The following is a 25443-nucleotide window of genomic DNA, read 5'->3' on the forward strand; positions in this document are numbered from 1 at the left end:
ATAGAACAATCGATAATACAATGCACAGAACAGGATGATCTAGTAAATGGCTATACAGCTACCTACAATCTTTCAAGAGCGAATGCAATCACTGTTGAAAGAACAGTACCCCCATTTTATAAAGTCGTATGATCAAGCCCCTCACGGCGGCCTGCGTGTCAATACGTTGAAAATATCCAAAGAGCATATGATGGACATTACGCCGTTTACACTGCGGCCCATTCCTTGGTGCCCCACCGGTTTTTATACCGAACATGGAGCAAGACCAGGTAAACATCCATTCTATCATGCAGGGCTGTATTACATTCAGGAGCCAAGTGCTATGGCACCTGTGGAATTGTTGAATGTGCAGCCAGGTGAGTCCGTGTTGGATCTTTGTGCTGCTCCAGGTGGTAAGTCGACTCAAATTGCTGCCAAGCTACAGGGAAAAGGATTGTTGGTTAGTAATGACTTAAATGCGGAGCGGACTAAGGCACTTGCCAAAAATCTAGAGCTATACGGGGTACGAAATGGGATCGTTCTCAATGAGCATCCTGACCGAATTGCTGAGCGATTTCCTATGTTCTTCGATAAAATATTAATTGATGCTCCTTGTTCAGGAGAAGGAATGTTCCGCAAGGATGAGGATATGGTCAAGTCTTGGAATACCGATTCCCCGTTCAAATACGCTGATATGCAGCGGAATATTTTGCGTGCTGCGGCATTCATGCTCAAACCCGGTGGAAGAATTGTCTATTCTACATGTACATTTTCTCCAGAAGAGAATGAGGGTATGATTGCTGAGTTTATTTCGGCACATTCAGAGTTCCAAGTGGTGCCGACTGGCGGCACAGGTTCTTTTGCTAAAGGTGAAATTAGCTGGGTGGACGAGCAGTCGGAACAAAAAACTGGAACAGATACAGTGCCTCAGGATGTATGGAAGCAGGTTGAAGGTACTGCTCGTTTATGGCCTCATTTGGTTGAAGGAGAAGGGCATTTCATGGCTGTACTTCAACATAACGGTGTTGGAGCTGAGAACAGCACGTCTTATGAGTCAGAGCCACTCTACATGCGAAGCTCTCCGGTACGAGAGGCATCAAAGCGAGATAAAAGTGGTAAAGACCGCCGAGATGAACGGATTATGTCTAATAGCGGTGGTAAGGGGAAGTCGAAGGCATCTGTAGGAAAAAGAGGGAAACACGAAGAGGTGGATGGAGATCAGCTTGCTGCATACGAGCAGTTCGTGCGAGAAATGCTGACTTTTAAGCCACAGGGTAATCTGATTCTGTTTGGCAATCATATCTATGTATCCCCAGTACATGAGAGCCGTTTGCAAGGACTGAAGGTCATTCGTCCAGGCTGGTATATGGGTGAGGCCAAGAACGGGCGTTTTATTCCAGGACATCCCTTTGCTTGCGCACTTCATCCTCAAGAGTTCAAACGTGTGATTAACTTGAGCATTGAGCAGGGTGAGGCGGTTAAATATTTGAAAGGTGAGACCCTAAATATTGAACGTGAACGTGTACAATGTTCGCCTGAAACAGAGGCTAAGGGCTATGCACTCATCTGTATCGAAGGGTATTCCGCTGGCTGGGCTAAATGGCAGGACGGCATGCTCAAGAATGAATATCCAGCAGGATGGCGGTGGACATCGGTATGAGTAAGGATGATCAAATGAAGCCGAGTGAGGCAAATACACTGAGTACACCAAGTGCACCGAGTACAAAGTTATCCCCAAAAGGAAGACAGACACAGCGGCTGGATAAAGTGTTAACTCATCTTGGATATGGATCGCGTAGCATATTAAGAAGAAGGTAAAGCAGGGCGCGATTACTGTAAACGGTATTCGTACGAAAGACAGCGGTATGCAGGTCCATCCTCATGATGATGAGATCGTCATTGACGGTGAACAGATCAATTATAGAGAGTTCATCTACCTTATGCTGCACAAGCCGCCGGGTGTCGTATCTGCTACGGAAGATAACCGGGATCAGACGGTTCTGGATCTTTTGAAACGGGAACATCTTGTCTTTGAACCGTTTCCTGTGGGCAGATTGGACAAAGACACGGAAGGACTGTTAATCCTTACTAATGATGGGCAACTCTCACACAGTCTTTTGTCTCCTAAGCGCCATGTACCGAAAACCTATGAGGCAACGGTTAGTGGTGATGTAACAGAACAAGATATAGAGAAGTTCGCCAAGGGTGTAGTGCTTGATGATGGTTACGAGACGCTGCCGGGAGAGCTAACCATTTTACGGAAAGAGCATCAGGATGAAGAAGTGATATCTTACATTTCCCTCATCATCCATGAAGGCAAATTTCATCAAGTGAAGCGGATGTTTCAAGCGGTTGGCAAGAAAGTGATTTATCTAAAGCGTGTCCAAATGGGACAACTCACACTTGACCCGCTGCTTCCGATTGGAGAATATAGAGAACTTACAGAAGATGAACTTCAACGGCTTGGAAAATAGATAATACACAGCAAATAAATGAGATGTACAATGATGTAAAAAGATACAGACATAAATAATATAAAGGGTGGATGGAGATATGACTTATAAACTGATTGCACTGGATGTCGATGGCACGTTACTGAATGATGAACATGAGATTAGTGAACAAACGCTGAAAACGATCAAGGAAGTATCCAGTCAAGGAGCTGAAATTGTACTGTGTACGGGTAGAGGACCCCAAAACTCCATTCCTTTTATGGAGCAGATGGGCCTTTCAGGTTATGTCATTAGTCACAATGGGGCCGTAACGGTTAAAACGGATACACGCGAGGTTGTTCACCAATTTGCGCTTGACGTGAAGGCAATCGCGCCATATCTAAACTATTTCCGTGAAATTAAAGTGCATTTCGATGTGAACACAGCCTTTAATATGTATGTCGATAGTGTTGATGGATTAGCGGTGGAAGTGCGGAGCATGTACGAGAATTTTCTAATGCTTCCTTCCGTTTTACCTTCTATGGATGAATTCTCAGAGCCTATCGTAAAAGTAACGTTATTCGATTATGCAGAGAAATTGGATGAGATCTATCAGGAGCTTAGTAAATGGACTCCGGAATTTAACATTCTTCGTAGCGGAGAGTATTTCGTGGATTTGATGAATCCTGAAGCTTCAAAAGGTCATGCATTAGAAAATCTCGCTAAGAGCAAAGGGATTCGCCAAGAAGAGGTTCTTGCTTTAGGTAACTATTACAATGACATTACGATGCTGACGTATGCCGGCAAGGGGATTGCTATGGATAACTCCCCACTAGATGTTAAAGCGGCAGCAGATGAAGTAACAGCATCCAACAATGAAGATGGCGTTCATGCAGCATTGCTGAAATATTGCCTGTCATAAGAGCATGTTATGGATATAAAAAAAGGAAGCATCTACGCACCTCTGTAAGGAGGTACGTAGATGCTTCCTTTTTATTTAAAATAGGCGAAGACCCTTCGGGAGATGGTTCTTCAGTTGTCCGCTGCTGGCCTTGCCCCAGCCGAGTGGAAGTCCATTTACACTTACAAGCGTCCATCCGTGGAGCGAAACATCGACGTTAAGCAGTTCTCCGTGTAAATAAGCATTCAAACGGGGATCATCTAGCATCAGATTAAGCTGCCTAGAGGCTTGTCCAGACTGCAAAGTCATAGCTAATGCATGGGCTGGTTCGATTCGGTTCTTCTTCATTTGCGCCGCATGCAGACCTGCTCTTGGAATTTTGAGACCTTTCAGAAGATCCTGATGTAACAATTCGCCGCCAGGTAGTAGATATAATGATTCACCGAACAGAAGTGGGTTACCGGAAGGGAGTGTATATCCGGGAAGCTCCTGTTGTATCCAAGATTCCAGCTCTTGAAGGGCCGTTTGTTCTGCTTTGTAGTTCGTACCACGCTTATCTTTACGGCCGCGTATTTTGCGAGAACGTGAGTTATCTTCTTCAGTTTGCTCCTCGTTCTTATGCAAGACAGCTACGAAATGCCCTTCTCCACGCTCTAGATGCGGCCATAGGCGTTTCATCTGAATGATTTCCATATCCGGAAAGTTCTCTGTGAAACGACGCATCATGTCCTCATTTTCCTTAACATTAAATGTACAGGTCGAGTACGCGATTGTGCCTCCTGGCTTTAGCATGACGTAGGCCTGTTCCAGAATATCGAACTGCCGTGTAACACATAAGTCTACCAATCCCGGAGACCATTCGGTGATCGCTCTCGGATCTTTACGGAACATACCTTCACCTGAACACGGGGCATCTAGCATGATACGGTCAAACGTCGCAGGAAATCTGCTCGCAAGTTCATCAGGTGCTGCACAGGTTACAACAGCATTCGTAATCCCCATGCGCTCTACATTTTCAGCGAGTATTTTAGCACGTTCTGGATGAATTTCATTGGAAATCAGCACGCCTTGGCCCTGCAGTTTAGAAGCAATATGTGAGCTCTTACCACCAGGAGCAGCAGCTAAGTCTAGTATGCGTTCACCTGGTTTAGGGTCCAATAGCTCGACAGCAGACATCGCAGAAGGCTCCTGAATATAGTAAAGTCCTGCGGTATGATAAGGATGCTTGCCGGGCCGGGCATCTTCCTTGTAATAGTATCCTTCTGAACACCATGGAATTGGCTCTAGCTCGAAAAGATCGATAATCTCCTGCTTTTGTGAAGGAGAGAGCGCAGCCTTTAATTCGTTAAAGCGCAGTCCGTAGGTACGCGGCTGTTGGTAGCTTTCCAGAAAGGATGAGGTTTGTTGTCCAAGCAAAGATTCTATTTGCTCAAGAAATAATTCTGGAAGTTGTTCTTTACCCATCGATGAAGGCTCCTTTGTGTGTTTAAGTAAGTGTTTATGTATGCTGTCCCGTTGTCTTCAGGATGTCACCGATTCTTCTGGTTTCTTATTGGTTGATGGACTGCGGTAAGATGTAACTTTATTCTTGCCACTTGTCTTAGATTGGTACATCGCCTGATCCGCCTGAGATACGAGTTCTTCGGGTGGGACTTTCATACGCAGTGTGCTGTGTCCAATGCTCATCGTCACAATGGTTTCCCCTTCGACACGAGCACGAATATTCTCGGCTACTTGTCCTACTTTGGCACGTTTATCAACGACCAACGCGACAAGTTCTTCGCTCCATAACGTCCTGTAATGCCCATCCCGTATATTTCCTCTTCCATAATTGCTGCAACTTGCTTGAGTACTAAGTCGGCTTTGGCATGTCCCTGTGTATCATTAAGGTTCTTAAAATTATCGATGTCACAAAAAATGACTGATACTTTGATGCCTTGGTCAATATACTTTTGTAATTGTTTCGTGAAAAATCGGCGGTTATACAAATTGGTTAGACCGTCCGTAATGGACGAGCGATATATAGACTGCATGAGTTCTATAATTCGTTCGAACAGGATGAAGAATACTACCGTATAATATACAAGTGGAAGCAGTAGGCTACCCGCTTGAAGCCAGCTAACATCCATATGGGTGTAACGAGCAATCATTTCAATAACGATATAGAAGAGATAGACACTGATCCCGGCGACATATTTGCCACGCTGTCCGATCCGAGGAGCTAGGACAGAAAGCCCAATATACACGATGGCTATTTGGTATATGTCGAGGTACAAATCTTGCCACCCTGTTCCGCCCAAAGGGAGCACTGTGGACACAATCGGAATAAATAGTAGTAAGATCATAGATGTCAGTAAAAGGTAACCGATCCTATTCATTCGCCTGTACAGCTGATAAATGGAAGCATTCATTAGTAAAAATGACAGGACACGCAGCCATCTGGCCCATTCTGGATAGTCTGTAGCGTGAGGTGAAACATTGAAAGCGAAATGGATGTTCAGCCCTTCGTATGTCATAATAAAAACAAAGGTGATCACCATGTAAAGATAGGCTTTCTTCCGCTGCTTACTGTACATAATAATGCACATCAACATCATAATGAGTATGATATACAGACCACAGGCAGCTACGGTACCCGCAATGGCGGGTGCCGACCAGAATGCTGAAGATTGCATGATTAATCGCTCCTGTAATAGGTTTTTCCTTTACTGAAACATATGTTCTAATATATCATAATCCCAAAGATTCTGAAAAGAAAACCAGCATACAGAAAGGGGGATTCTTCCCCATGAGACTACTGCAAGCCCTTTTCTTTCCACCGGAGCAACCAGGTGGTGTATCTTCCATGATTCCTAATATGCAAGAGCGTTTTCAATCCTCACGCTGGGATATGGAGTTGTTCTGGCTTCCTAGACGGATTCGCAATAAGGGTCATGAAGAGGTTGTATTCGATACATTTGATTGGACGGAATTTCAAGACAGTCCGATTGTTTTAAAATATATACAGACCTATAAAGATTACTTATGGTGGACGCGTCTACGTATTCAGAAACCCTATGATCTCATTCATGCACATCATCCTATCGCAGGTCTAGCCATGAAACAAGTATTTCCTGATATACCTCTAATTCAGACGGTGCATTCCAGTTATGAGCGTGAGCTCATTCTGAACGGATTAATTGAAGAAGGAGGATTGGAGCATCGGTTTCTGGTCTCTTTGTATCGGGAGCTTGAGATGCAAAGTGAGCGCATGCTTACGGTATCACGTTCTTTTGCAGACTATCTTGCACCGTTTCTAGCTCGCCCAGAAGAAATGACGGTTATTCATAATGGCTTTGATGAAAAACGTTTCAAGCCCGTTCCGCATGAAAATGAGGTCACGCAGCTGGTTACGGTGTGCCGACTCGTTCCGGCCAAAGGATTAGATATTCTCCTTAAGGCTTGTGCTGAGCTGAAAAAAGATGGACATGATTATGTGCTTCATATTATTGGTGACGGTCCGTTCCGCAAGGAATTAGAGATGCTTGCCCAAGAACTAGGCATATATAATGAAACGATTTTCTACGGATATACGTTACATCCTGAGGAATTCATGCCCTTTTTTGATATATTCGTCTTACCTTCCCGTGCAGAGGCATTCGGTTCGGTATTTGCAGAAGCAGCGTTAAGCTGTCTAGCTCTTGTGGGGACGGATGTTGGTGGTATCCCTGAACAGATAGAGGATGGAGTTAACGGACTTTTGGTGCCTGCTGAAGACTATGTGGCTCTTAGCGAAGCATTGGAAAAAGTCATTACAGATCCGATGTACCGTTATGATCTCGCTCGTACAGCATGGGATAAGGCTAAAAGCCAATATTCATTGACCCAATCGGTCAATGAACTCAAAAAATATACTTACAATATTAAGCTGAAAGCGTGGGATAGTATGATTCCATTCCGCTTTATACATGCAGCTGATCTGCATTTGGATAGTCGGTTCTCCGGTATGCCTGGTGTATCGGATCGCATTCGTCAACAATTACGTGAGTCTACCTTCGCTGCACTGGATCATCTGGTGCAGCTAGCGGTGGATCAAGAGGTTGATTTCGTCGTAATCAGCGGGGATGTCTATGATGCTTCGGATTCATCCTTGCAAGCTCAGCTACGGTTTCATGAGGCGCTTGAGCGGCTTGGAAGAGTCAATATTCATGTGTATTTGATCCATGGTAATCATGATCCTTTAGATAGTCCGCGAATCCGCACAAAGGATAAGGATCATGTGCATGTGTTTGGTCCGAAGGTAGGAAGTTTCACAGCCAATCGACGTTCAGATGGACAACCCATAGCGGTTATCAGCGGGATTTCCTATCCAACCTCGAAAGTAACTGAGAATACATCTGCGTATTTTAAAAGGGATACCGATAAAGAATCCTTGTTCCACATTGCAATGCTACACGCTAATGTCAATGGCGATCCGGCACATGAGACATACTCGCCCTGTACGACCAAGGATTTAGTAGCAACAGCTATCAATATTGGGCTTTGGGCCATATTCATAAACGCCAAACGGTGAATGAGTCGCCTTGTATCGTATATCCTGGAAATATTCAGGGTCGGAGCATGAAGGAAACGGGCGCTAAGGGTTGTTATATCGTCGATGTAGACGTGAATCATAGCGCGAAGCTTACCTTTTATTCGCTGGATGAGGTGCGTTGGTTCCGTGAGCAGATTTCCATTGATGATATACAAGATGAAGAGGATTTCAACCTTAAGTTGTCGGAAATTATGGATGGAATTCGTCTATCTAGGCCGGAGATAATGAGTATCATACGGTTCGAAATCATCGGCAGAGGAAGTTTGCATCGTGTGTTAGAGAACGGACATTTCACAGATGAAATGCTTCAGGAGCTTCGGCGTAGAGCGATTCGAGATGCGGAATTAGGACATTGTAAAGGTATTGTATGGGTAGAAGGTATATCCGTGCAGTCTGGTTCGGAATTGAACCGTGCAGCTATGCTTCAAGAAGATAGTTTCTTAGGGGAAATGTTACGACTTGCGGAACGAGCGGAATTGGAAGCTGATGTTGGTGAAGACTTGGTGCAGAAGGCTTTGGCACCATTAATGAGCAACAAGGCACTACGTAAATTGCTAGGAGAAATTGGAGTACAGGAACGCAACGAATGGTTGAACCGATCTAGTGAGCTTGCGGCAATGCTCATGCTTGATCCGGACTTGGTTGGGGGAATGAAGGCATGAGAATCGAGAGAATGCAGATTCATGGCTTTGGCCGAATGAAAGATGTGGACATTGTGCTGAGTGAAGCGCTGACCGTAATCGGTGGGCGCAATGAGGCAGGTAAAAGTACGATATTGCAATTCGTGCGTGCAATGCTGTTTGGCATACCCGGACGAGCTTATCCGACTGAACGGTATGAACCTGTGTCCGGTGGCGCTCATGGTGGTGTGCTTACGATGAAAGATGATGAAGGAGCGCAGTGGGTTATTTCCAGATATACGCAACGACAAGAAGGCACAGCTTCACGTGGGGAACGATTATCCATTACCAGAAGAGATAGCCTAGGAATTGTTGAACAGATAAGTCAGGAAGAGATGGAGCGCAGGCTGCTTGGTGGGGTATCGAGAGATATGTTCAGGCAGCTCTTTGCCATTTCCTTGAGTGAACTTCAGGAAATACGAACGCTGCAGTCTGACGAAATGAATAGTTATCTGTTTCATGCTGGGATCGGAGGCGGAGCAGATATCGTACGCGCCGAGCGAAAACTTCTACAAGATATGGATAAGATATATAAACCGCGAGGTCGGGTGCAAGAGAGTGCGAAATTACTACAGCAGATTGAGCAGTTAGAGGGGCAAATTACACAGAGTACATCGTATTTGAAATTATACAATGACAATACGTCTTCCTTGATTGAGAAGGCGGAGCATCTAGTTTCACAGGAAGCAGTCAGAGCAGAGTATACATACAAGCTAACGCTTTTTCGCAAGGCACAGGAGATTCGTCCAATATGGCTTAAATGGCTAGAAGCAGAAATGGATCGTCAAGCTCTACCTCCCATCACTAATTTTCCTGAGCAAGGCTACCGAAGATGGCAGTCGCTTCAAGAGGAGAATGAACGGATTAGAAGTGAGACCCGCAGATTACAGCGGATCGAACAGGATCTACGAGAGAAATTAAATTTGCTTATTACGAATGATCCATTGCTTGACATGGCAGGCGAGATTGAGCGGTTAAGTCGCCGCAGTGAGTATTATGAAACTCGACTGATGGAGAAGCAGGAAATGGGACTAGAAGTTGTGGCTCTGGAGCAACAATTGGAACGACTTCTTCGTCAAATGAATCCAGACTGGGGTATCAATGAACTGAAGCGCTTGTCGGGAGCTGCCTCGGAGCGTGAAGCAGTTCGTAAACATGCTGCTGGGTTTGCAAGCTATGATCGCCGAATGGAAGCACTGGCTGCGCAGCGGCAGCAAGTAGCAAGGCAATGCGAAGGTACAGATTATGAGTATCGAAGAAGCGTGAAACAAGTAGAGGAAGCATCTGAAATTGGTGCAAGCAAGTTTCAGATGCTGATTCCGAGAAATAGGCATGAAGTCTCATCATTATGGAATGAAATCCAGCTGGAGGCTGAACGCTGGCGAGAAGAGCGTATAAACCGATCATCGGATCGGCAGAGAGACGATCAAGAGAAGTATATGCGGACTCGCATGCGAGATCTGTATGTAAAGCTGCTATGGGGAAGCTTAGTCGTCACTTTACTATTGCCTGCGCTACTATGGTTTCTAGGATCTCCATTAGGAGCGGGTGTAGCTGCGTCGGTGTTCATTATTGTTGATGCGATACTTTGGGTGAATTCGAAGGATCAGAAGGCCGAACGTCGTAAGGAAGGCAGTCAAATGGGACAAGAGCGAGATGGAATTTTGGCTCGGAAAATGGCTTCTATGGTAGATGAGGAGCAGATCGCTGCTGCGCTGGAGTCGTCTAACTCAGGAGCCTCGGTGAGTGACATCGAGATTGAATCAGCCCTCAGACAATTACGAAGGTTAATGGAGAACTGGCAAACATGGCAGGAGAAGATGGACAAGCTACGCAGCGACTCGCAAATTATTTATGAGCGTGCTGAAGTGCTTAAGCTGGATATGGCGAATGTAGAAGATAGCCTGGCACGAGAACAATGCAATTTTGAACGTTTAGATGAGCAGTGGCAGCAGTGGCTGCAAGATCATGGACTTTCGCTGCATCTATCACCTGAGCGTGTAATGGATCTATTCGGGCTAGCTGAACAGGCGATGGAACTCTTTGGGCATCTTGAGAAAGGTAGTCGGAAGAAAAGCATGCTTGCAGAAGAATGCAGTACTTTTGAACAAGAAGCTAGGTCTGTATTATCTGATGAAATGCTTAGTTCTGGACTGAGAGTGTCAGCTTTAATTGAAATAAAGAAGAAGGAGCTAGAAGCACAACAGGAAATACGTCGTCAGCGTGATCTAGTGTCTTCAAGCCTTGAGCCTGTAGTAGCTCAATTGAAGCAGTTAGAAGATGAAAGCAATCGTATATTAGCTCTAATGAAGGAACTGTTGTTCCAGGGAGGGGCGCTAGACGGGGAGTCCTTCTTACGACGTGCAGCTTCAGTGGAGCGAAAGGAAGAACTAACACGTAGCATCCGTGAGTGGGAGATCTCAATGTTCAGCGGTTGGGATGTGCAACGTCAGCGGGCTCTTCAGAATATACTTGCGGAATATGATGAGGTAGCCTTAGATGAAGCAACATCTGAAGCGGGAATAGCCTTGAGCAAAGCAGAGGCAGTTTGGAATGATCTTCAACAGCAGCAAGGAAGACTCCTACAAGAGCGTGAACGGTTGGAACAGCTATGCAGGCATGATACGGCATTGCAACAATTAGATGAGCAACGTGCAGCATTGAAGGATATGGTAGCAAGATATGCCGTGCTATCTTTATCTGCGGAACTTATTGCACGTACGCGCCGGATTTACGAGGAAGAGAAGCAGCCGCAAGTCCTTAAATTGGCGACTGAATATTTCAGTCGTCTAACCGAAGGGGCATACATCCGAATCGTAATGAAGCTGGGTGAGAAAAAGCTACTGGCTGAGCACCGTGATTTGGGGCTTACGGATAGTGCGTTGCTCAGCCGTGGAACGGCAGAGCAACTGTATTTAGCGATGCGATTTGCGCTCGCTGATATCATGAATACCGGTAGCTGTATTCCGCTACTGTTTGATGATATTTTTGTCAATTTCGATGAAGAACGGATGCTGTCAGCTCTTTCACTACTTGGAGAATCTTCATCAAAGCGGCAGGTTATCCTGTTAACTTGTCACAGATATGTGTTGGATCATGTTGGGAAGTTGATACCTCAGGCTCAAATTATTTCGATTTAAATATTAACTTAATGGCCCAGAGCATACTGAGGCAGCCGAATAAGGGATAGAGAACAGATAATAGGGAGCTAAACCCGATTTGACTAAGCATATAACAGATCATCATCACAATGATAGATATGAGTTTAGGTGATAGTGAGAGGCGCTGCTGAAGTTGAAGGGTAACACCATAAATATCAGCTACAAACGTCGTGAAGATTTCCATGAAAATAAGAACAATGTAAATAATCTGCACGATAGCGCCAAGCTGAAAGGCAATGCTCCCCATCGGTATTTCAAACTGGAGGATGCCTGGCATTTGTGCAGACAAAGCAATATGTGCTGCCAGCAGCATGAATCCGACGCCAATTCCGCCAAGTATTCCTCCCCATTTGACGACTTGAATACTCTCGGTTTTGCTACCGAGTGGAACGAGAACTGCTTGAGCCATCACGAGATTAAAAGCGGTGTAGAGCAGAGGGGCGAGCCATACAGCAAACATATGGTGATCTGTTGTTAAGGTTAGAAAGCGATTGGCATTCGGTAAATGCACCGTGCTCACGACAATAAGTACGGATAAAGTAAGCATCATGGGTACGACAATGCTGTTCATATTCATGATGGCATTCATACCGCGGTTTAATAGAAAATAAGTTCCGATTATCGTGAGAATGAGTCCAGTTTGATAATGTAAATTCAAATGTTCCATGAATACAGATCCGGCTCCGGCTAGCATGATACTATTCACCCCGATGAGAATAAATAGCATAATAATGCTGATATACCCCCCGGCTTTTGGACCGAATAGATGTTTATTCAAGTCTTCATAGGATCTCGCGGAGATACGCCGTGACATCATCATCATTTTGGTGCCAAGCCATATAAACATGGCAGTAGCTAAAAAAATGGTGAGTGTAGCCCATTTACCGTATTGGGTAAAAAACTGGAGGATTTCTTGGCCGGTGGCAAACCCCGCACCTACAACGGTTCCGATGTAGGTGAAGGCGATTTGTAAAACACGAATAAAATTCTTCATATGATCCTCCCTGCTTTAAAGCAGCACTATTGTCTAGCCTGCATAGTACAGGTTATGATGGTGTTCAGTAGGACATGACTGCAACATGTCCATTCTTATGATGTAAGCTTGATTACGCTGATCATTCGTTACTCAGAGGATGCGGTAGAGTTGCTACAGAAGCGAGGTAAGGAATGACAGAAATCCTATCTTTTTTGACTCAGTATGGCTATCTTGCCATGTATATACTGCTCGCTCTGGGCGTTCTTGGGATACCTGTTCCAGATGAAACCTTAATGGTTACTTTTGGTGGTATGACAGCACAAGGGCAATTTCATTTTGCGGGTGCACTTACGGTGACATTTCTAGGTAGCATGACAGGTATGATGATCAGTTATATGCTTGGGCGAATCGTGGGTAAACCACTGTTACATCGTTATGGTAAGTGGATTTGGATTACACCTAAGCGTATAGATTCGACGGAAGTCTGGTTCAAACGCTACGGTTCCTGGAGTATTGTGTTAGGTTATTTCGTGCCCGGTGTGCGGCACTTATCTTCTTATATGGCAGGAGTCGCCAAGCTTTCAATTAAACAATTCCTTGTCTATGCAGCTACTGGAGCGCTTCTATGGTGCACGACCTTTCTGCTTATTGGACATGCCGCCGGCTATCATTGGGGTGAAATGATGGTTCTCTTCCGACATTCGACCATACGAATAGGAATTATTATCGTCGGATTGATTGCAGTCGTCTCGGCTGGAATGGTTTGGTGGAAAAAGCGATCGATTTCATAAGAAAGTCATCCGTTTAGCATCGTTATGTTGAATTATGTTGATGAATAAACCGTAAATATGTTACTTTTACGTCAATAGATTGGCATGGGGGTTAGGGTATGGAAACATTAAAACAACGAATTTTAAATGAAGGTAAGGTTATATCAGATCAAGTGCTTAACTTGGACGGACTACTTAATCATCAGGTAGATCCACAGCTGACGATGGAAATGGGACGCGAGTTTGCTGCCCGTTTTGCCGAAGCTGGAGTTACAAGGGTTATCACGGTAGAATCATCTGGGATCGCAGTAGCTTTTGCTACGGCATATGAACTCGGAGTACCTCTTGTATTTGCTCGCCGTAAAAAGACTTTGCTTGCTGATCCAGATGCGCTTTGTGAACGTGTGCCTTCTTTTACAAAAGGGATTGTTACAGACATTATGATGTCTCGGAAATATATTAAAGAGAATGATCGCGTATTGTTTATCGACGATATTATTGCTAATGGCGATGCTGCCCGTGGATTAATTAAGATCATCGAACGCTCTGGTGCGGAGTTGGTTGGTCTTGGAGTAGTGGTGGAAAAATGTTTCCAAGCGGGGGCTCGCACGATTCGTGAACAAGGTATTACTCTAGAATCACTTGTACGCATCGAATCGCTAGAAGGTGGAGTCATTACTTTTGGGGAATCTTTATAAATTGGGATGTCCAATTTTAAACAATTCCTTTCCAGTAGCGAATTTTTGCCTTATAATATAAGGTATAGGTAGAACAGAGGGGAGGCAACACAGTGGGAAAAGAACCGGTAACCGAACAGTATTTTATCAATAAATTGGCTAAAGCAAAGGATCATTTCGAACGGGCACTGGATTGTAAACATACGGAGTTTGATGATCTATATCCCTATATGATTGAGCATCCTCAGTTTTTCTGGTACAAACGTTATGTGGCCTGGTCAGAGCTATTGACCATTGTGGGCATGTGCGATGAGCTTACCTTCTCATGGAAGGAAATGTTTACCCCTCATCAGGTAGAGTACGTGCAGCAACGAGTGATGTCGTCGAAAGTGCTGGATTTCTGGTTTGAGAAGAATGATAGCAAAGAACATGCACAACTTTAAACGTTAAATGTTAATCGTATGGATCTCATATGAAAGACTACATGGAGCAATCATTAGCTTAAATAGGATAAGACCTAAATGTTTTCATTTAGGTCTTTTTTTGTAATAAGGAGGAGCATGTTTATGATTAGTGATGAGGAATTGAACGCATTCCGTGTATCGGGTGAGCAGGTTAGAGTGGTACGCGATGGTATAGATACAAATGATGTTATCGGAATTGTGGTGGCATGGGACGGAGAGCAGGTGCTGATTCGGCGTAAAAACCGTAAGGTGGTTAAGCTGGGTCGTCAATATTCATACCAGTCTGCTGAACAACCGCGGATCAGTCCGCTGGAATTGCAATAGAGAGCAGGACATACTTTTCGTAAATTGGGACAAAGTAGAATTAACGCAGTGTGTTCTACTTCCAATAATGAGAGGATTGTCGCCTTATGGAACTCATGAATGATAAGATACAGGCCTATAAAAATGAAATCACGCAGCTTGGAGAAACATTGCCGGATGTGGCTGCATCGTATCATCAATTTACAGGTCAGTGTTTTGAAGAAGGTGCCCTAGATAGTAAGACGAAACAGTTAGTGGCACTGGGCATAAGCTTATTCACCAATAATGAGGTGTGTACCTTCTATCATACACAGGAGGCACGTTCTAAAGGAGCGACGGACAGCGAAATTATGGAGACCGTGGCTGTAGCGGGTGCCGTTGGCGCAGGCCATGCGCTGTCGCAAGGTGTGACGAGAGTGCAGAAATCACTACAATAATGTACAAGCCGCCAGTCTATATCACATTCCTTGTGATATAGACTGGCGGCTTTCTTATCTTCATACATGTTAATGGGTCTGAACAGAATGTTGATGAGAAACCGATCCCAGCAGTTGGGATACGGGAGTTAAACCCAGATAGGCACGCATGCGTACGAGCATTTCATTACGAATAGCAGACCATAATATGTCCATCTCACCGGTATAGCCTCTACATACATATTCAGCCTCGACGCCGTGTTCATCTTGATCAATACGAAATACTTTGATTTGGCTAGTCTTAAACTCGCGCTTTACTTCGGAGAGTAACATCGATGCTTGCATATCACCATTCGTAATTAGTTCCGTGTATAATTCGGGTGATTTAAATACGCCACTCTCCTGCATAATTCGTAGATCCCGTTCAAATACTTTCTGAATAAATAACAGCAATAAGTAACTCTTAATTAGAGACAATTCTTCTTGTGTAATACCTGGCGTTGCCATTTGATGTCTCACCATCCCATATACGAACTTATGTTCTTATTTTAACCTGTAATCCGCTTTTTAATCAATGAAAATTATTGTCAGTTAGTCATTGTAGAAGATAAAGCTTTTATTGACTAGTATGGTGCATTTATGATATGATAATTTCTGTCGCTACAGAAGATTACTTAGGTAAGGACATTAGAAATATGCGGTCATGGCGGAATTGGCAGACGCGCTGGCTTCAGGTGCCAGTGGTAGCAATATCGTGGAGGTTCGAGTCCTCTTGACCGCATCAGCTTTATAATAAAAAGGTTTGTACATTGCTTTGTAGCAATGTACAAACCTTTTTATATTTGGATCAGCATCAAAATATATATGCAAATTGCGCCTAATTTGGACTTCATACATATTTAAGTCTGCTTACTCAAACAATGAGATTATACAAATGGAGTATAGGAGGCAGTCATATGGATCTCAATGAAACGTTACGAAGGGTATATCGTTGTATGCGCGTTGGCGTACCAGCGCTTCTGATTATATGTTCAACCGTATCTCTCCCACATGCATCAGCGAATGCTACCATGGATCAAGCAGAACAAGCTGATGAACATGCAGTGGGGAAAACGATTCCTTCCCTTAAAGAATCCGAAAATAAGGACATGAAACGCAGAGTGGCCATCATTATAGATGATTTCGGAAACGGACAAGGTGGAACAGAAGAAATGCTAGCGATGCCTGTTAAGCTGACAGCAGCCGTGATGCCCTTTTTACCTACAAGCCGTAAAGATGCAGAAGCAGCTCACAAAAAAGGCTTTGATGTCATTGTGCACATGCCCATGGAACCGAAACAGGGTAATCCCAAATGGTTAGGCCCAGGTGCGATTACGGCTAACATGAGTGATGCTGAGGTTCGGAAGCGGGTGGAGGACGCCATTGATCAAATTCCTTATGCAATCGGGATGAACAACCACATGGGTTCCAAAATTACAGGTGACGAAAGGATCATGTCGATTGTGCTGGAAGTATGCCGCGAGCGTGGACTGTTTTTTGTGGATAGTAAAACAAACTACCGCTCCGTTGTTGGCAAACTTGCCGTCAAAATGGGCATGCCACCTGTAGCAAATCATATATTTCTTGATGATCAACATACAAGTAGTCATATTAGCAAACAGATGCAGCTCGTGGAAGCTTGGGCGAATGAACATCAGAACTGCATCACAATTGGTCATGTGGGCGTTCAGGGTAAGAAGACAGCTGAAGCATCAAGAGCCGCGTAACCAGTGGAATGCAGAACAATGTCAATTTTGTTGGCATCGGCGATATGGTTAAAGAAGTATGGGGCTGGGACCCTGCACCTATATTGCCGTCAAAAAGTAATTAATGCCAGCAGCTATGGATTCTGCAATAGCAAGCTGGCCGCGCTGATCACAAAGTAATTGGCGGTCATGCGCATTACTGATAAATCCAGTTTCGACAATGACGGCTGGATCAGCGACTTGATTAAGCAAATAAAATGGGTTGCCAAGCTTAATGGTGCCCCGAGTTGGATAGAGGGGATTCAAATGATCTTGAATTGCGCTTGCGAGTAGAACGCTACGACCTTCATTCTGGTGTAGGACAAGCGCTCCGCCTTTGGAAGGATTACGTCCCCAATTGACATGCAGGCTCACAACGATCAGGGTCGGAATTTGCTGGCTAAGTTCTTTACGCTGAGCAAGATCCCTTAGATGTCTAGATGAACTGCGCAGCCATTGATTCTCGTCACTAAGGGCATAGTCACCTGTGCGGTTCAGGACTGCGTAATATCCTTGTTTCCGTAGAAGTACAAACAACTTCTTAGCGATAGCAAGATTAATATTTTTTTCGAGTATATCTTGAAAAGAAGTACCTCCATCAATACCGCCATGACCAGCGTCAACCAGAATGACCTCACGTGGGAATGCTGGATGGTGGGCAACTTGTTCCTTCGGCAATGACTCGGAAGATTGCGCCATTGTCATAGAAGGTATGCTTAATGAGGCAATAAGTAAACAAGCTAGGACTCTCCATATTTGATTGTATTTTTGCGTAAGCTGTTGAAGATGGTTCATACATGAAGTCCCTTTCTTTATCAAGAATTGGTAGATGAGGTTATAATGTGCAAAATGCAGTAAATCATGCGTGATATTATAACTTGTTTAAAAGTAATGAAATTTGCACATGCTATTCCCAAGAGATGATATTGGATCAAAATTGGAGGGATCACAGATGTCCAGTGGAGATGAACTCGTCAAGTACATTACCGAGCGGGTTGTGACATATATTGAAACCCCGAAAGAAGAACGTCATCCGAAAATAAAAGAGCCTTGGTCCGTTAAATGGTTCGGTATGATTCCATTTAGCTTGTATTTATGGAAGGAAAGAGCAAGGGAAGAGCTTGATCCTTCTGAAGATCTTACACACAAACACCATGTCACTTTGCGTGATGGCCGATGAGGCCATAGTTGCAGATGTATTCATGGATTAGATGAACACATAAAAAGGTTGAGCAGATATTTAAATCTGTTCAACCTTTTTTTATGTATGCATGGTATGGGCTTGGCTACATTTAAGGCTTTACCATTGGACTTCTAAATTCACCGCGATCCACAAGTAATGACAAGGGAACGAAGCGCTTTCCTTTTGCCCCCGTAGCTGCATATACGGTATCCTCGTTTCCCTGAGTCGTGGACCAGCTTTGTAAACCTGAAATCGCAAAAGGAGCACCATATGCTGCATTATGATGAGGAGAAAGGAAGACCAAATTTTCCTGAGCATCCTTCATGGCAGCCTTAAAATCAGAATTTGTGCGAATTTCTAGTTTGGGTGCTGTAAGCCAGAGCATGTTGTTATAAGGATCGTATATATGATTGGCTCCTTTTCCTTTGGAAGCAAAGGAAGAATCATTTAAATAGAAACGATTATTGTTATTGGATTGAACACCTTTAGCATTCAATGAAGTGAGGGGCATGGAAGATAAATTGATCTTCACTTCCGCTGTAGGTAATATTTCGGCTGTTATCGCATGGATATAGATCGATTCTTGCCCCTTAGGAGTAACTCTCCACACCGGAAGAAGGGGAGTGTATAGTACTTCAATGTCAAGACTCTTCGGTATGGTCGTGGAAGCAGTCATAAGATGTTCTTGCTTCAATCGGTTATGCAGTAAGTCGAAGCTGTAGGGAAGGGAAGACTCATCCCCATATTCACTTAAAATGAATCCTCCATCTTCTGAAGCAGAGATGATCATATAACCGATCTGACGTTCATTCTGCATGACTGCTGCGAACCAACCATGCGTTCCAGGGCCAAGTGAATAGTAGTTGATGTTTGCCCTAGCCCAACTAGCAAATGCGGGTTGATGCGAAAGTTCACGGACAATATTTTCCGAAAAACTTTCTAGCTGGGCAGGCACTTTGCTAGTCTGGGAATAATTTTTGGTTGATGAGCCCGTATGCTGGAATGCTTGATTTACGGTTGGTTTTGCCTGAGCAGTAGCCGGGATCATAATAGCGCCAGATACAATGAATATGCAAGCCCATAAGGCATGACGAGTGAATTGAGTCCGTTTCATACCATCCGCCTTTCTCAAATCGTGGTTATTCTTATTGTATGGGACAAGCTGTAAAAAGGCTGTTACAAGCTGTCGCGGAGGTGGAGTGAATAGACAGTTATTTTTGCCTGCTTTTAGCGATGAAGGTCAAACGCTCCCTAGTGTGTTGATCTTAAGTGAAACAGACCGCAGGTTATGGCGGATATGTTCACTTTTGGCTCGAACTGCCAAGTCATTTCCTGACGTCTTTTCTCATATTGTTCACGGATAGCCATTTGGTTCTCTTCGTCTTGTTCTGTCAACAAATCCTCGTAATATACATCTAGCACAGCGAGCTCATTTACTTGTCGTTCTTTAGCTTCCTCTGCCCAACTGTAATCTCTAAGCGCTAGCTCTGTAAGTAATTCGGTCTCTAACTCCTGAGCGGCTGCGGGTAGGGCGTAAGAAGCGGGAATCACATGGATGTTCTCTGGCAACCTTGGACTGAGTTCGATTCCCGCTAATTGATCAGGGAAATGAGTGACAATTTGACCACTGACTAATGACATGCCCAAAAAATGTAGCTCTTCACGCTTGACGTCACAAGCCATTTCGACCTTGAAGCATACACCCAGCCAAGGCTCATATGCAGCCGAAAATATCGTATCCCTCTGGAGTGGCGACGTCTGTTCAAATAAATAAACACATGCTCCTTCTTGGCGAGCGGCCGCCCATATTTGCTGCAAGCGACTACTTCCATACGTAACATCTTCACGCGGTATTCTACCCGGACCGACACGATTCACAGGGGGTACGAATCCAAAATATCGTGACAGGATACTGTCTTGCTGTGGAGGATGAGTGGCCGCATTAGCTGTATTAGCCAAACTAGCCGAATGAAGCGAATGATGATCTATCGATGCATATTTATCTGGCTCGAACACAAATGTAAAAGACAGCGTCTCTGGGTCCACACCCGTACGATCAACAAAACCCCAATAATACGGGCGATTGGTTAATTGACGATCGGCTTGTGGTGAAAGTTTGACGGTGACGTGATATGGCGACTTTTCAATAATATTGCATTCGGTTGCCTCTAAGTAGGTCATGATTTGTTGTTGAACTTGCTCTACAGTTAAGCTCATCAGGCTTCCTCCTTCCTCACAATAGGGTCCGGTTCAACATCAACATAGTCAACTTCAACTTGACGTTTGATATGATCAAGCGATTGACCTAGAGTGCTGACTTTATTCCGGATTTCATCGTCTGATTCGGATTCGAGAAATAGTTTATATAAACTTTTTTCCAGTGATTCCTTTTTCTCAAAACGTTCCAAAATGACATCAAGTCCACCAATAACGGACTCAAACATATTGATCTTCTCATGCAGTAAGTTAAGAATATGTTCTTCAATTGTACCTGTCGTCGATAGATTATATATTTTGACATCATTCTGTTGACCTAATCGATGTACGCGGCCAATTCGTTGTTCGACACGCATTGGATTCCAAGGTAAATCGAAATTGATCATGTGATGACAAAATTGAAGATTAATCCCTTCGCCCCCTGCTTCGGTAGCAATCATCACTTGAGCACGACCGCGGAACAAGTCCATCATCCAATCCTTCTTGCCACGATTCATCCCTCCCCGGTATGGAACACAGGAGAGACCATGCTTTTGAAAATATTGCAGCAGATATTCCTGTGTCGCTCTGTATTCTGTGAATACGATGACCTTGTCGTTCATACTTTGGATCAGTTCCATGGTCTTCTCAGCTTTAGTATTCGCTTTAATCGCTTTGATGGCCGTCACGAGTTCCCAAATTTTCGCTGTTAGCGGTGATTCGTCTGGAATCTTTTTAGACAAATTAACGAGCGTAAGGAACACAGCGTCTCGGCTACTACACACCTCGCGCTGAAGGGTAACAAGAGAGAGCATGCTACTTAAATTCCCACCAGCGGCCTTATATTGGTCTTTAACAAAAGAGGTCACGCCATCATATAAAGCTTGTTCTTCATCCGAGAGTTGTAAACTGACATTGCGGACGGTTCGTTTGGTGAAATTAACAGGCCCTTCGCCGCGTCGGTTACGAATCATAACCTTGGCTAGTTCCGTTTTGAGTAGCTCCGAATTCTTTGCTTGTCGTTTATCTACAACATAATTCGCAGCGAAATCACCCTGTCTTCCGAGCTGCCCTGGCTTCAGCAGCGTAATGAGATTAAACAGCTCACTTAAGTTGTTCTGTACGGGAGTAGCTGTCAGCAGTAAGCAATATTTCTTATGAAGCTTCTGAATGAACTGATAGTTGGTTGTCTTCTTATTCTTGAGTTTATGTGCTTCATCAATAATCAGCATGTCATATTCTTGCTCAAGCAATGTCTCCCGATGAGGATCACGTTTAGCGGTATCGATTGAAGCAACCACGACATCGGAATGCCATGAATAAGCTTTTTTCTGGGCGACAGCGGGGATTCCGAATTTGCTGTTGAGCTCACGGACCCATTGTAGAACAAGGGAGGCGGGTACAAGGATAAGGACCTTGGATACCAGGCCACGTATCATATATTCTTTCAGAATAAGGCCTGCCTCTATTGTTTTCCCAAGCCCTACCTCGTCTGCTAATATAGCTCTGCCAGACATACCAAACAGGACTTTACGTGCAGTGTCGATTTGATGAGGTAGAGGAGATAGATCATTGAGATGCTTCAAGCATTGCAGCTCGTCAAAGCTTGTCACTAAACTTGCCTCTTCGCCTTGTACGGCTAGCTGACAGAGCTTCCAATCACCCCAAGGTCCGCCTTTGCTAAGGCGGTTGTCTAATTGCTCTAACCATGTGCGATCCATATGCACGGGAACCGGAAGCTCCGGGACTCCTGAAATGTTATTTCCGCCGGTTCGTGGAATGTTCAAACGGTGTATCCTCCTTGTATGATTTATGGTATTAGAGTTGAGGTACAGTTGTAGGTTGTAGTATGCACGTAAATCAGAAAGTTCATAAGTTTCATCCATATTTTCAAAGAAACAACGTTTCATTTCGTTAACTTTCGTGAGAAAAGAGAAGACTAAAATTGTTGAAGGGCTTCTATGGCTTACATTTCACAAATAGATCATAGTCTTCCTATAAGGGGTATAGTATAATGAGTTTAGAACACAATATATTGTACTTTAAAAGATTTAAATACATTTTTTTGTTTATATGTAGTGTTTGAGGTAAGCGGCGTAAGAGTGCTGTGCAGCTATTTATCACCTTATATGGGAGGTTGTTATCGTTGAATATGAAACAAACACAAAAGTTGCAAGGTTTAAGTGAGAAGATTTTTCTGGATCGCTATGCGTGGAAGAATCCAGATCCGAGTCATGCAATGGTTGGTGATGTTGTTCTTGTATTGACGAAGGATGATCCCAAATTTCCGGCTAAGGAAGTCGGTGAAATTATAAAGCGTGAGGGAAGAATAGCTACTGTTCGTACCCGCACCGGAGAGCTCGTTGATGCGGATATAGAGAAGCTTACGCTAACCATTGAGAAGACACCGGAGGAAATATGGGATAGATTGGCTGATGCTATGGCATCTGTTGAGGAAACGTCTGAGCTACAAGCTGAATGGAAAAAGAAATTCCGCTATGTACTGGATGACTGGAAGCTAGTTCCGGGTGGACGGATTGCCGCAGGCGCAGGTGCAAGCGAAGAACTGACTTTATTTAACTGCTACGTCATCCCTTCTCCTAAAGATAGCCGTGGTGGAATTATGTCTACATTAACGGAAATGACTGAAATTATGGCGCGCGGCGGTGGGGTGGGAATCAATCTATCCTCGTTAAGACCTCGCCGGGCTGTGGTTAAAGGCGTCAATGGATCGTCGAGTGGTGCTGTTTCTTGGGGTGGTCTGTTCAGTTATACGACGGGTTTGATTGAGCAAGGTGGCAGTCGCCGCGGTGCATTGATGCTGATGATTAACGACTGGCATCCAGATGTACTGGATTTCATAACTGTAAAACAGACGATGGGACAGGTTACAAATGCAAATCTTTCCGTATGTGTTAGTAATGATTTCATGAAAGCTGTGAAGGAAGACTTGGATTGGGAACTTGTTTATCCTGACACGACAGTGCCAGAATACAATGAAATTTGGGATGGCGATTTAGAGAAGTGGAAGCAAGGTGGACATGCTGTAATTCATTATCGCACCGTGAAGGCGCGGGAAATCTGGCAGGTCATTATTGAATCCGCATGGAAATCGGCTGAGCCAGGCGTTGTATTTATGGAATATTACAATCAAATGTCGAATAGTTGGTATTTTAATACGATTATCTGCACAAATCCATGCGGAGAGCAAGGTTTGCCAGCTTGGGGTGTATGTAATCTGTCTGCGATTAATCTATCCAAATTTTATAATGAAGCAAGTCAGGATGTGGATTGGGACGATCTCGCACAAACGACTCGCTATACGGTACGTTTTCTGGATAATGTGATTAACAAGACTCCTTATCACTTTGAAGAAAACGAGAAAAATCAGAAAAAAGAGCGTCGTGTCGGTCTAGGCACAATGGGTCTGGCAGAGCTGATGATTAAGCTGAAGATCAGGTACGGTAGTCCAGAATCATTGGATTTTCTCGATAGAATATATGGGTTTATTGCAAGAGAGGCTTATTTAGCTTCCGCTGACATTGCTGGTGAGAAAGGCTCCTTTGAGGCATTTGATACGGATCAATACTTGCAGAGCGGTTTCATGAAGAACATAACGCAGGCTTATCCCGAAGTGGAAACAGCCATCCGTGAACAAGGCATGCGGAATGTAACGGTGATTACACAAGCTCCGACAGGTAGTACGGGTACAATGGTCGGTACGTCAACGGGTATTGAGCCTTACTTCGCTTTTAAATATTTCCGTCAGAGTAGACTTGGGTATGATGAACAGTATGTACCCATTGTACAAGAATATTTAGATGCTCATCCCGGAGAAGAGCTGCCTGATTATTTCGTTACAGCGATGGATTTATCAGCGGAAGATCATATCCGCGCACAGGCTGCTATTCAGCGCTGGGTGGACAGTTCAATCTCGAAGACAGCAAATTGTCCAGCAGATTTTACTGTCGAAGAAACGGCAAATTTGTATGAGTTAGCCTTTGATCTAGGATGTAAGGGCGTGACCATCTACCGCGATGGTAGCCGCGATGTTCAGGTATTACAGACAGAGAAGAAGGAAGATAAGACGAAAGTAGTGGAAGTGCAGACATCTATTCAAGAAGCGGCAAATGCTGCGGATGCAGATCGTGAGAATGAGAGTGCAGATAAGGAGAATGTTGGAAAACCTGTGACTTTTGGTCAGGGTGATACAGCTTTTGGTGATGTGCAACCGAACGCTTTGGCTAATGACGAACGTTCTGAAACGAAAGTGGTGGATAAACAGTATAAGTCTCGTCCTCAGGTACTTCGGGGTGCCACATACAAGTTGAATACGCCATTTGGCATGGCATATATCACGATTAATGATCTGAATAATATTCCCGGGGAAATATTTCTTAATGTAGGAAAGGCCGGATCTGACGTATTTGCTATGGCTGAGGCACTTGGTCGAGTGTGCTCTCTGTTCCTAAGATATGGGGATCATGGACATAAGGTTGAGCTACTTATTAAACATCTTAAAGGTATCGGTGGTTCAGGTGCGATCGGATTTGGCCCAAACCGTGTGGATTCAATTGCGGATGCTGTAGCCAAGGCACTAGAAACGCATATGCAAGGGCTTGAAGCTGGTGGACACATTCCAGCACCAATTGAGGCAACTTTAGCACAAAAGATTATTAGTGGTTCTGGAAGTGAGGAAAGCAAAGGACCACAAAATCCGCGTGCTTCGCGTGACCTTTGTCCATCCTGTGGATCTGCCTCGCTGATTAATATTGAAGTTGTAAGACCTGTGGAAATTGTGGGTATAGTAAGTGTGGATGATGAAGGAAATTGTTACGTATAACTTGCTGTAATAGATGACTATAAATATATTCATATAAAAACGTCTGGATCATCATTGTGATCCAGACGTTTTTAATATTATTTCTTTTACTAATCGTCATTGTTT

General features: G+C 44.2%; 20 protein-coding genes, 1 tRNA gene and 3 pseudogenes. 16 read left to right on the forward strand and 8 right to left on the reverse strand.

Going from position 1 to position 25443, the window contains the following annotated elements:
- The first annotated feature begins 46 nt into the window (after window positions 1–46).
- The 3 genes and pseudogenes from JCM16418_RS02055 (at window position 47) to JCM16418_RS02065 (ending at window position 3333) form a co-directional block, all read left to right on the forward strand.
- Window positions 47–1639: an RsmB/NOP family class I SAM-dependent RNA methyltransferase gene (locus JCM16418_RS02055; RefSeq protein WP_036645604.1), complete on the forward strand. Its 1593-nt coding sequence runs from the start codon at window positions 47–49 to the stop codon at window positions 1637–1639.
- Between the two features lie 14 nt (window positions 1640–1653).
- Window positions 1654–2453 (forward strand): annotated as a pseudogene (locus JCM16418_RS02060) (pseudouridine synthase).
- A gap of 79 nt (window positions 2454–2532) precedes the next feature.
- Window positions 2533–3333 (forward strand): Cof-type HAD-IIB family hydrolase, encoded by an 801-nt coding sequence (locus JCM16418_RS02065; RefSeq protein ID WP_036645606.1) that lies wholly within the window; start codon window positions 2533–2535, stop codon window positions 3331–3333.
- 75 nt (window positions 3334–3408) lie between these two features.
- Here the strand turns inward: JCM16418_RS02065 and JCM16418_RS02070 are convergent, their stop codons facing one another.
- The gene (locus JCM16418_RS02070) at window positions 3409–4776 is read right to left on the reverse strand and encodes an RsmB/NOP family class I SAM-dependent RNA methyltransferase (RefSeq protein ID WP_036645608.1); all 1368 of its coding nucleotides are present in this window, start codon (window positions 4774–4776) and stop codon (window positions 3409–3411) included.
- A 57-nt stretch (window positions 4777–4833) separates the two neighbouring features.
- Window positions 4834–5987: pseudogene (locus JCM16418_RS26220) on the reverse strand (sensor domain-containing diguanylate cyclase).
- A gap of 113 nt (window positions 5988–6100) precedes the next feature.
- Here JCM16418_RS26220 and JCM16418_RS02080 point away from each other — a divergent pair.
- The 4 genes and pseudogenes from JCM16418_RS02080 to JCM16418_RS02090 all read left to right on the forward strand — a co-directional run.
- Window positions 6101–7201: pseudogene (locus tag JCM16418_RS02080) on the forward strand (glycosyltransferase family 4 protein); the annotation flags it as partial.
- 96 nt (window positions 7202–7297) lie between these two features.
- Window positions 7298–7864 carry a metallophosphoesterase family protein gene (locus JCM16418_RS25550; protein WP_242403698.1) on the forward strand — a complete coding sequence of 189 codons (567 nt, stop codon included), beginning with the start codon at window positions 7298–7300 and terminating at the stop codon, window positions 7862–7864.
- A gap of 47 nt (window positions 7865–7911) precedes the next feature.
- Complete coding sequence (locus JCM16418_RS25555; RefSeq protein WP_052019989.1) at window positions 7912–8547, forward strand: hypothetical protein; 636 nt, start codon at window positions 7912–7914, stop codon at window positions 8545–8547.
- Window positions 8544–11705, forward strand: coding sequence for an AAA family ATPase (locus tag JCM16418_RS02090; RefSeq protein ID WP_036645610.1), 3162 nt, complete (start codon window positions 8544–8546; stop codon window positions 11703–11705). Before JCM16418_RS25555 ends, JCM16418_RS02090 begins: the two co-directional genes overlap by 4 nt.
- Here the strand turns inward: JCM16418_RS02090 and JCM16418_RS02095 are convergent.
- Complete coding sequence (locus tag JCM16418_RS02095) at window positions 11692–12720, reverse strand: YkvI family membrane protein (RefSeq protein WP_036645612.1); 1029 nt, start codon at window positions 12718–12720, stop codon at window positions 11692–11694. The two genes, JCM16418_RS02090 and JCM16418_RS02095, sit on opposite strands and share 14 nt — an antisense overlap.
- A 173-nt stretch (window positions 12721–12893) precedes the next feature.
- On the opposite strand from JCM16418_RS02095, the gene JCM16418_RS02100 reads away from it, so the two are divergent.
- The 5 genes from JCM16418_RS02100 (at window position 12894) to JCM16418_RS02120 (ending at window position 15353) form a co-directional block, all read left to right on the forward strand.
- Window positions 12894–13493, forward strand: coding sequence for a DedA family protein (locus tag JCM16418_RS02100; RefSeq protein ID WP_036645613.1), 600 nt, complete (start codon window positions 12894–12896; stop codon window positions 13491–13493).
- 98 nt (window positions 13494–13591) lie between these two features.
- Window positions 13592–14170 (forward strand): xanthine phosphoribosyltransferase, encoded by a 579-nt coding sequence (locus JCM16418_RS02105; RefSeq protein WP_036645615.1) that lies wholly within the window; start codon window positions 13592–13594, stop codon window positions 14168–14170.
- Between the two features lie 92 nt (window positions 14171–14262).
- The gene (locus JCM16418_RS02110; protein WP_036645616.1) at window positions 14263–14592 is read left to right on the forward strand and encodes a hypothetical protein; all 330 of its coding nucleotides are present in this window, start codon (window positions 14263–14265) and stop codon (window positions 14590–14592) included.
- A gap of 123 nt (window positions 14593–14715) precedes the next feature.
- On the forward strand, window positions 14716–14937 hold the full coding sequence (locus JCM16418_RS02115; protein WP_036645618.1) for a hypothetical protein: 222 nt from the start codon (window positions 14716–14718) through the stop codon (window positions 14935–14937).
- 86 nt (window positions 14938–15023) lie between these two features.
- Complete coding sequence (locus JCM16418_RS02120) at window positions 15024–15353, forward strand: carboxymuconolactone decarboxylase family protein (RefSeq protein WP_036645620.1); 330 nt, start codon at window positions 15024–15026, stop codon at window positions 15351–15353.
- Between the two features lie 69 nt (window positions 15354–15422).
- On the opposite strand, the gene JCM16418_RS02125 is transcribed toward JCM16418_RS02120, so the two are convergent.
- Window positions 15423–15839, reverse strand: a complete 417-nt coding sequence (locus JCM16418_RS02125) for a YhjD family protein (protein ID WP_036645621.1) — start codon at window positions 15837–15839, stop codon at window positions 15423–15425.
- Between the two features lie 190 nt (window positions 15840–16029).
- Between JCM16418_RS02125 and JCM16418_RS02130 the strand changes: the two genes are divergently transcribed.
- Window positions 16030–16113: transfer RNA gene (locus JCM16418_RS02130), tRNA-Leu, on the forward strand.
- 175 nt (window positions 16114–16288) lie between these two features.
- On the forward strand, window positions 16289–17098 hold the full coding sequence (locus tag JCM16418_RS02135; protein ID WP_052019990.1) for a divergent polysaccharide deacetylase family protein: 810 nt from the start codon (window positions 16289–16291) through the stop codon (window positions 17096–17098).
- A gap of 78 nt (window positions 17099–17176) precedes the next feature.
- Here the strand turns inward: JCM16418_RS02135 and JCM16418_RS02140 are convergent, their stop codons facing one another.
- Window positions 17177–17911 (reverse strand): N-acetylmuramoyl-L-alanine amidase, encoded by a 735-nt coding sequence (locus tag JCM16418_RS02140; protein ID WP_036645623.1) that lies wholly within the window; start codon window positions 17909–17911, stop codon window positions 17177–17179.
- 157 nt (window positions 17912–18068) lie between these two features.
- On the opposite strand from JCM16418_RS02140, the gene JCM16418_RS02145 reads away from it, so the two are divergent.
- The gene (locus JCM16418_RS02145) at window positions 18069–18296 is read left to right on the forward strand and encodes a YqzE family protein (protein ID WP_036645626.1); all 228 of its coding nucleotides are present in this window, start codon (window positions 18069–18071) and stop codon (window positions 18294–18296) included.
- Between the two features lie 112 nt (window positions 18297–18408).
- On the opposite strand, the gene JCM16418_RS02150 is transcribed toward JCM16418_RS02145, so the two are convergent.
- The 3 genes from JCM16418_RS02150 to JCM16418_RS02160 form a co-directional block, all read right to left on the reverse strand.
- Window positions 18409–19413, reverse strand: coding sequence for a hypothetical protein (locus JCM16418_RS02150; protein ID WP_036645629.1), 1005 nt, complete (start codon window positions 19411–19413; stop codon window positions 18409–18411).
- Window positions 19414–19550: 137 nt separating this feature from the next.
- Window positions 19551–20516: a YqhG family protein gene (locus tag JCM16418_RS02155; RefSeq protein WP_036645631.1), complete on the reverse strand. Its 966-nt coding sequence runs from the start codon at window positions 20514–20516 to the stop codon at window positions 19551–19553.
- Window positions 20516–22216, reverse strand: coding sequence for a DEAD/DEAH box helicase (locus tag JCM16418_RS02160; protein WP_081765307.1), 1701 nt, complete (start codon window positions 22214–22216; stop codon window positions 20516–20518). Before JCM16418_RS02160 ends, JCM16418_RS02155 begins: the two co-directional genes overlap by 1 nt.
- A gap of 431 nt (window positions 22217–22647) precedes the next feature.
- Here JCM16418_RS02160 and JCM16418_RS02165 point away from each other — a divergent pair, with 431 nt between their 5' ends.
- Complete coding sequence (locus JCM16418_RS02165) at window positions 22648–25338, forward strand: adenosylcobalamin-dependent ribonucleoside-diphosphate reductase (protein ID WP_373280687.1); 2691 nt, start codon at window positions 22648–22650, stop codon at window positions 25336–25338.
- Window positions 25339–25443: the final 105 nt, after the last annotated feature.

The organism is Paenibacillus pini JCM 16418, assembly GCF_000576305.1.
Lineage (GTDB): Bacteria > Bacillota > Bacilli > Paenibacillales > Paenibacillaceae > Paenibacillus_AQ > Paenibacillus_AQ pini.

Coding starts and splice junctions, on each gene's coding strand:
- JCM16418_RS02055 (WP_036645604.1), top strand. CDS start 47: ATGGCTATACAGCTACCTACAATCTTTCAAGAGCGAATGCAATCACTG.
- JCM16418_RS02065 (WP_036645606.1), top strand. CDS start 2,533: ATGACTTATAAACTGATTGCACTGGATGTCGATGGCACGTTACTGAAT.
- JCM16418_RS02070 (WP_036645608.1), bottom strand. CDS start 4,776: ATGGGTAAAGAACAACTTCCAGAATTATTTCTTGAGCAAATAGAATCT.
- JCM16418_RS25550 (WP_242403698.1), top strand. CDS start 7,298: ATGCCTGGTGTATCGGATCGCATTCGTCAACAATTACGTGAGTCTACC.
- JCM16418_RS25555 (WP_052019989.1), top strand. CDS start 7,912: ATGAAGGAAACGGGCGCTAAGGGTTGTTATATCGTCGATGTAGACGTG.
- JCM16418_RS02090 (WP_036645610.1), top strand. CDS start 8,544: ATGAGAATCGAGAGAATGCAGATTCATGGCTTTGGCCGAATGAAAGAT.
- JCM16418_RS02095 (WP_036645612.1), bottom strand. CDS start 12,720: ATGAAGAATTTTATTCGTGTTTTACAAATCGCCTTCACCTACATCGGA.
- JCM16418_RS02100 (WP_036645613.1), top strand. CDS start 12,894: ATGACAGAAATCCTATCTTTTTTGACTCAGTATGGCTATCTTGCCATG.
- JCM16418_RS02105 (WP_036645615.1), top strand. CDS start 13,592: ATGGAAACATTAAAACAACGAATTTTAAATGAAGGTAAGGTTATATCA.
- JCM16418_RS02115 (WP_036645618.1), top strand. CDS start 14,716: ATGATTAGTGATGAGGAATTGAACGCATTCCGTGTATCGGGTGAGCAG.
- JCM16418_RS02120 (WP_036645620.1), top strand. CDS start 15,024: ATGGAACTCATGAATGATAAGATACAGGCCTATAAAAATGAAATCACG.
- JCM16418_RS02125 (WP_036645621.1), bottom strand. CDS start 15,839: ATGGCAACGCCAGGTATTACACAAGAAGAATTGTCTCTAATTAAGAGT.
- JCM16418_RS02135 (WP_052019990.1), top strand. CDS start 16,289: ATGGATCTCAATGAAACGTTACGAAGGGTATATCGTTGTATGCGCGTT.
- JCM16418_RS02140 (WP_036645623.1), bottom strand. CDS start 17,911: ATGAACCATCTTCAACAGCTTACGCAAAAATACAATCAAATATGGAGA.
- JCM16418_RS02145 (WP_036645626.1), top strand. CDS start 18,069: ATGTCCAGTGGAGATGAACTCGTCAAGTACATTACCGAGCGGGTTGTG.
- JCM16418_RS02150 (WP_036645629.1), bottom strand. CDS start 19,413: ATGAAACGGACTCAATTCACTCGTCATGCCTTATGGGCTTGCATATTC.
- JCM16418_RS02155 (WP_036645631.1), bottom strand. CDS start 20,516: ATGAGCTTAACTGTAGAGCAAGTTCAACAACAAATCATGACCTACTTA.
- JCM16418_RS02160 (WP_081765307.1), bottom strand. CDS start 22,216: ATGGATCGCACATGGTTAGAGCAATTAGACAACCGCCTTAGCAAAGGC.
- JCM16418_RS02165 (WP_373280687.1), top strand. CDS start 22,648: ATGAAACAAACACAAAAGTTGCAAGGTTTAAGTGAGAAGATTTTTCTG.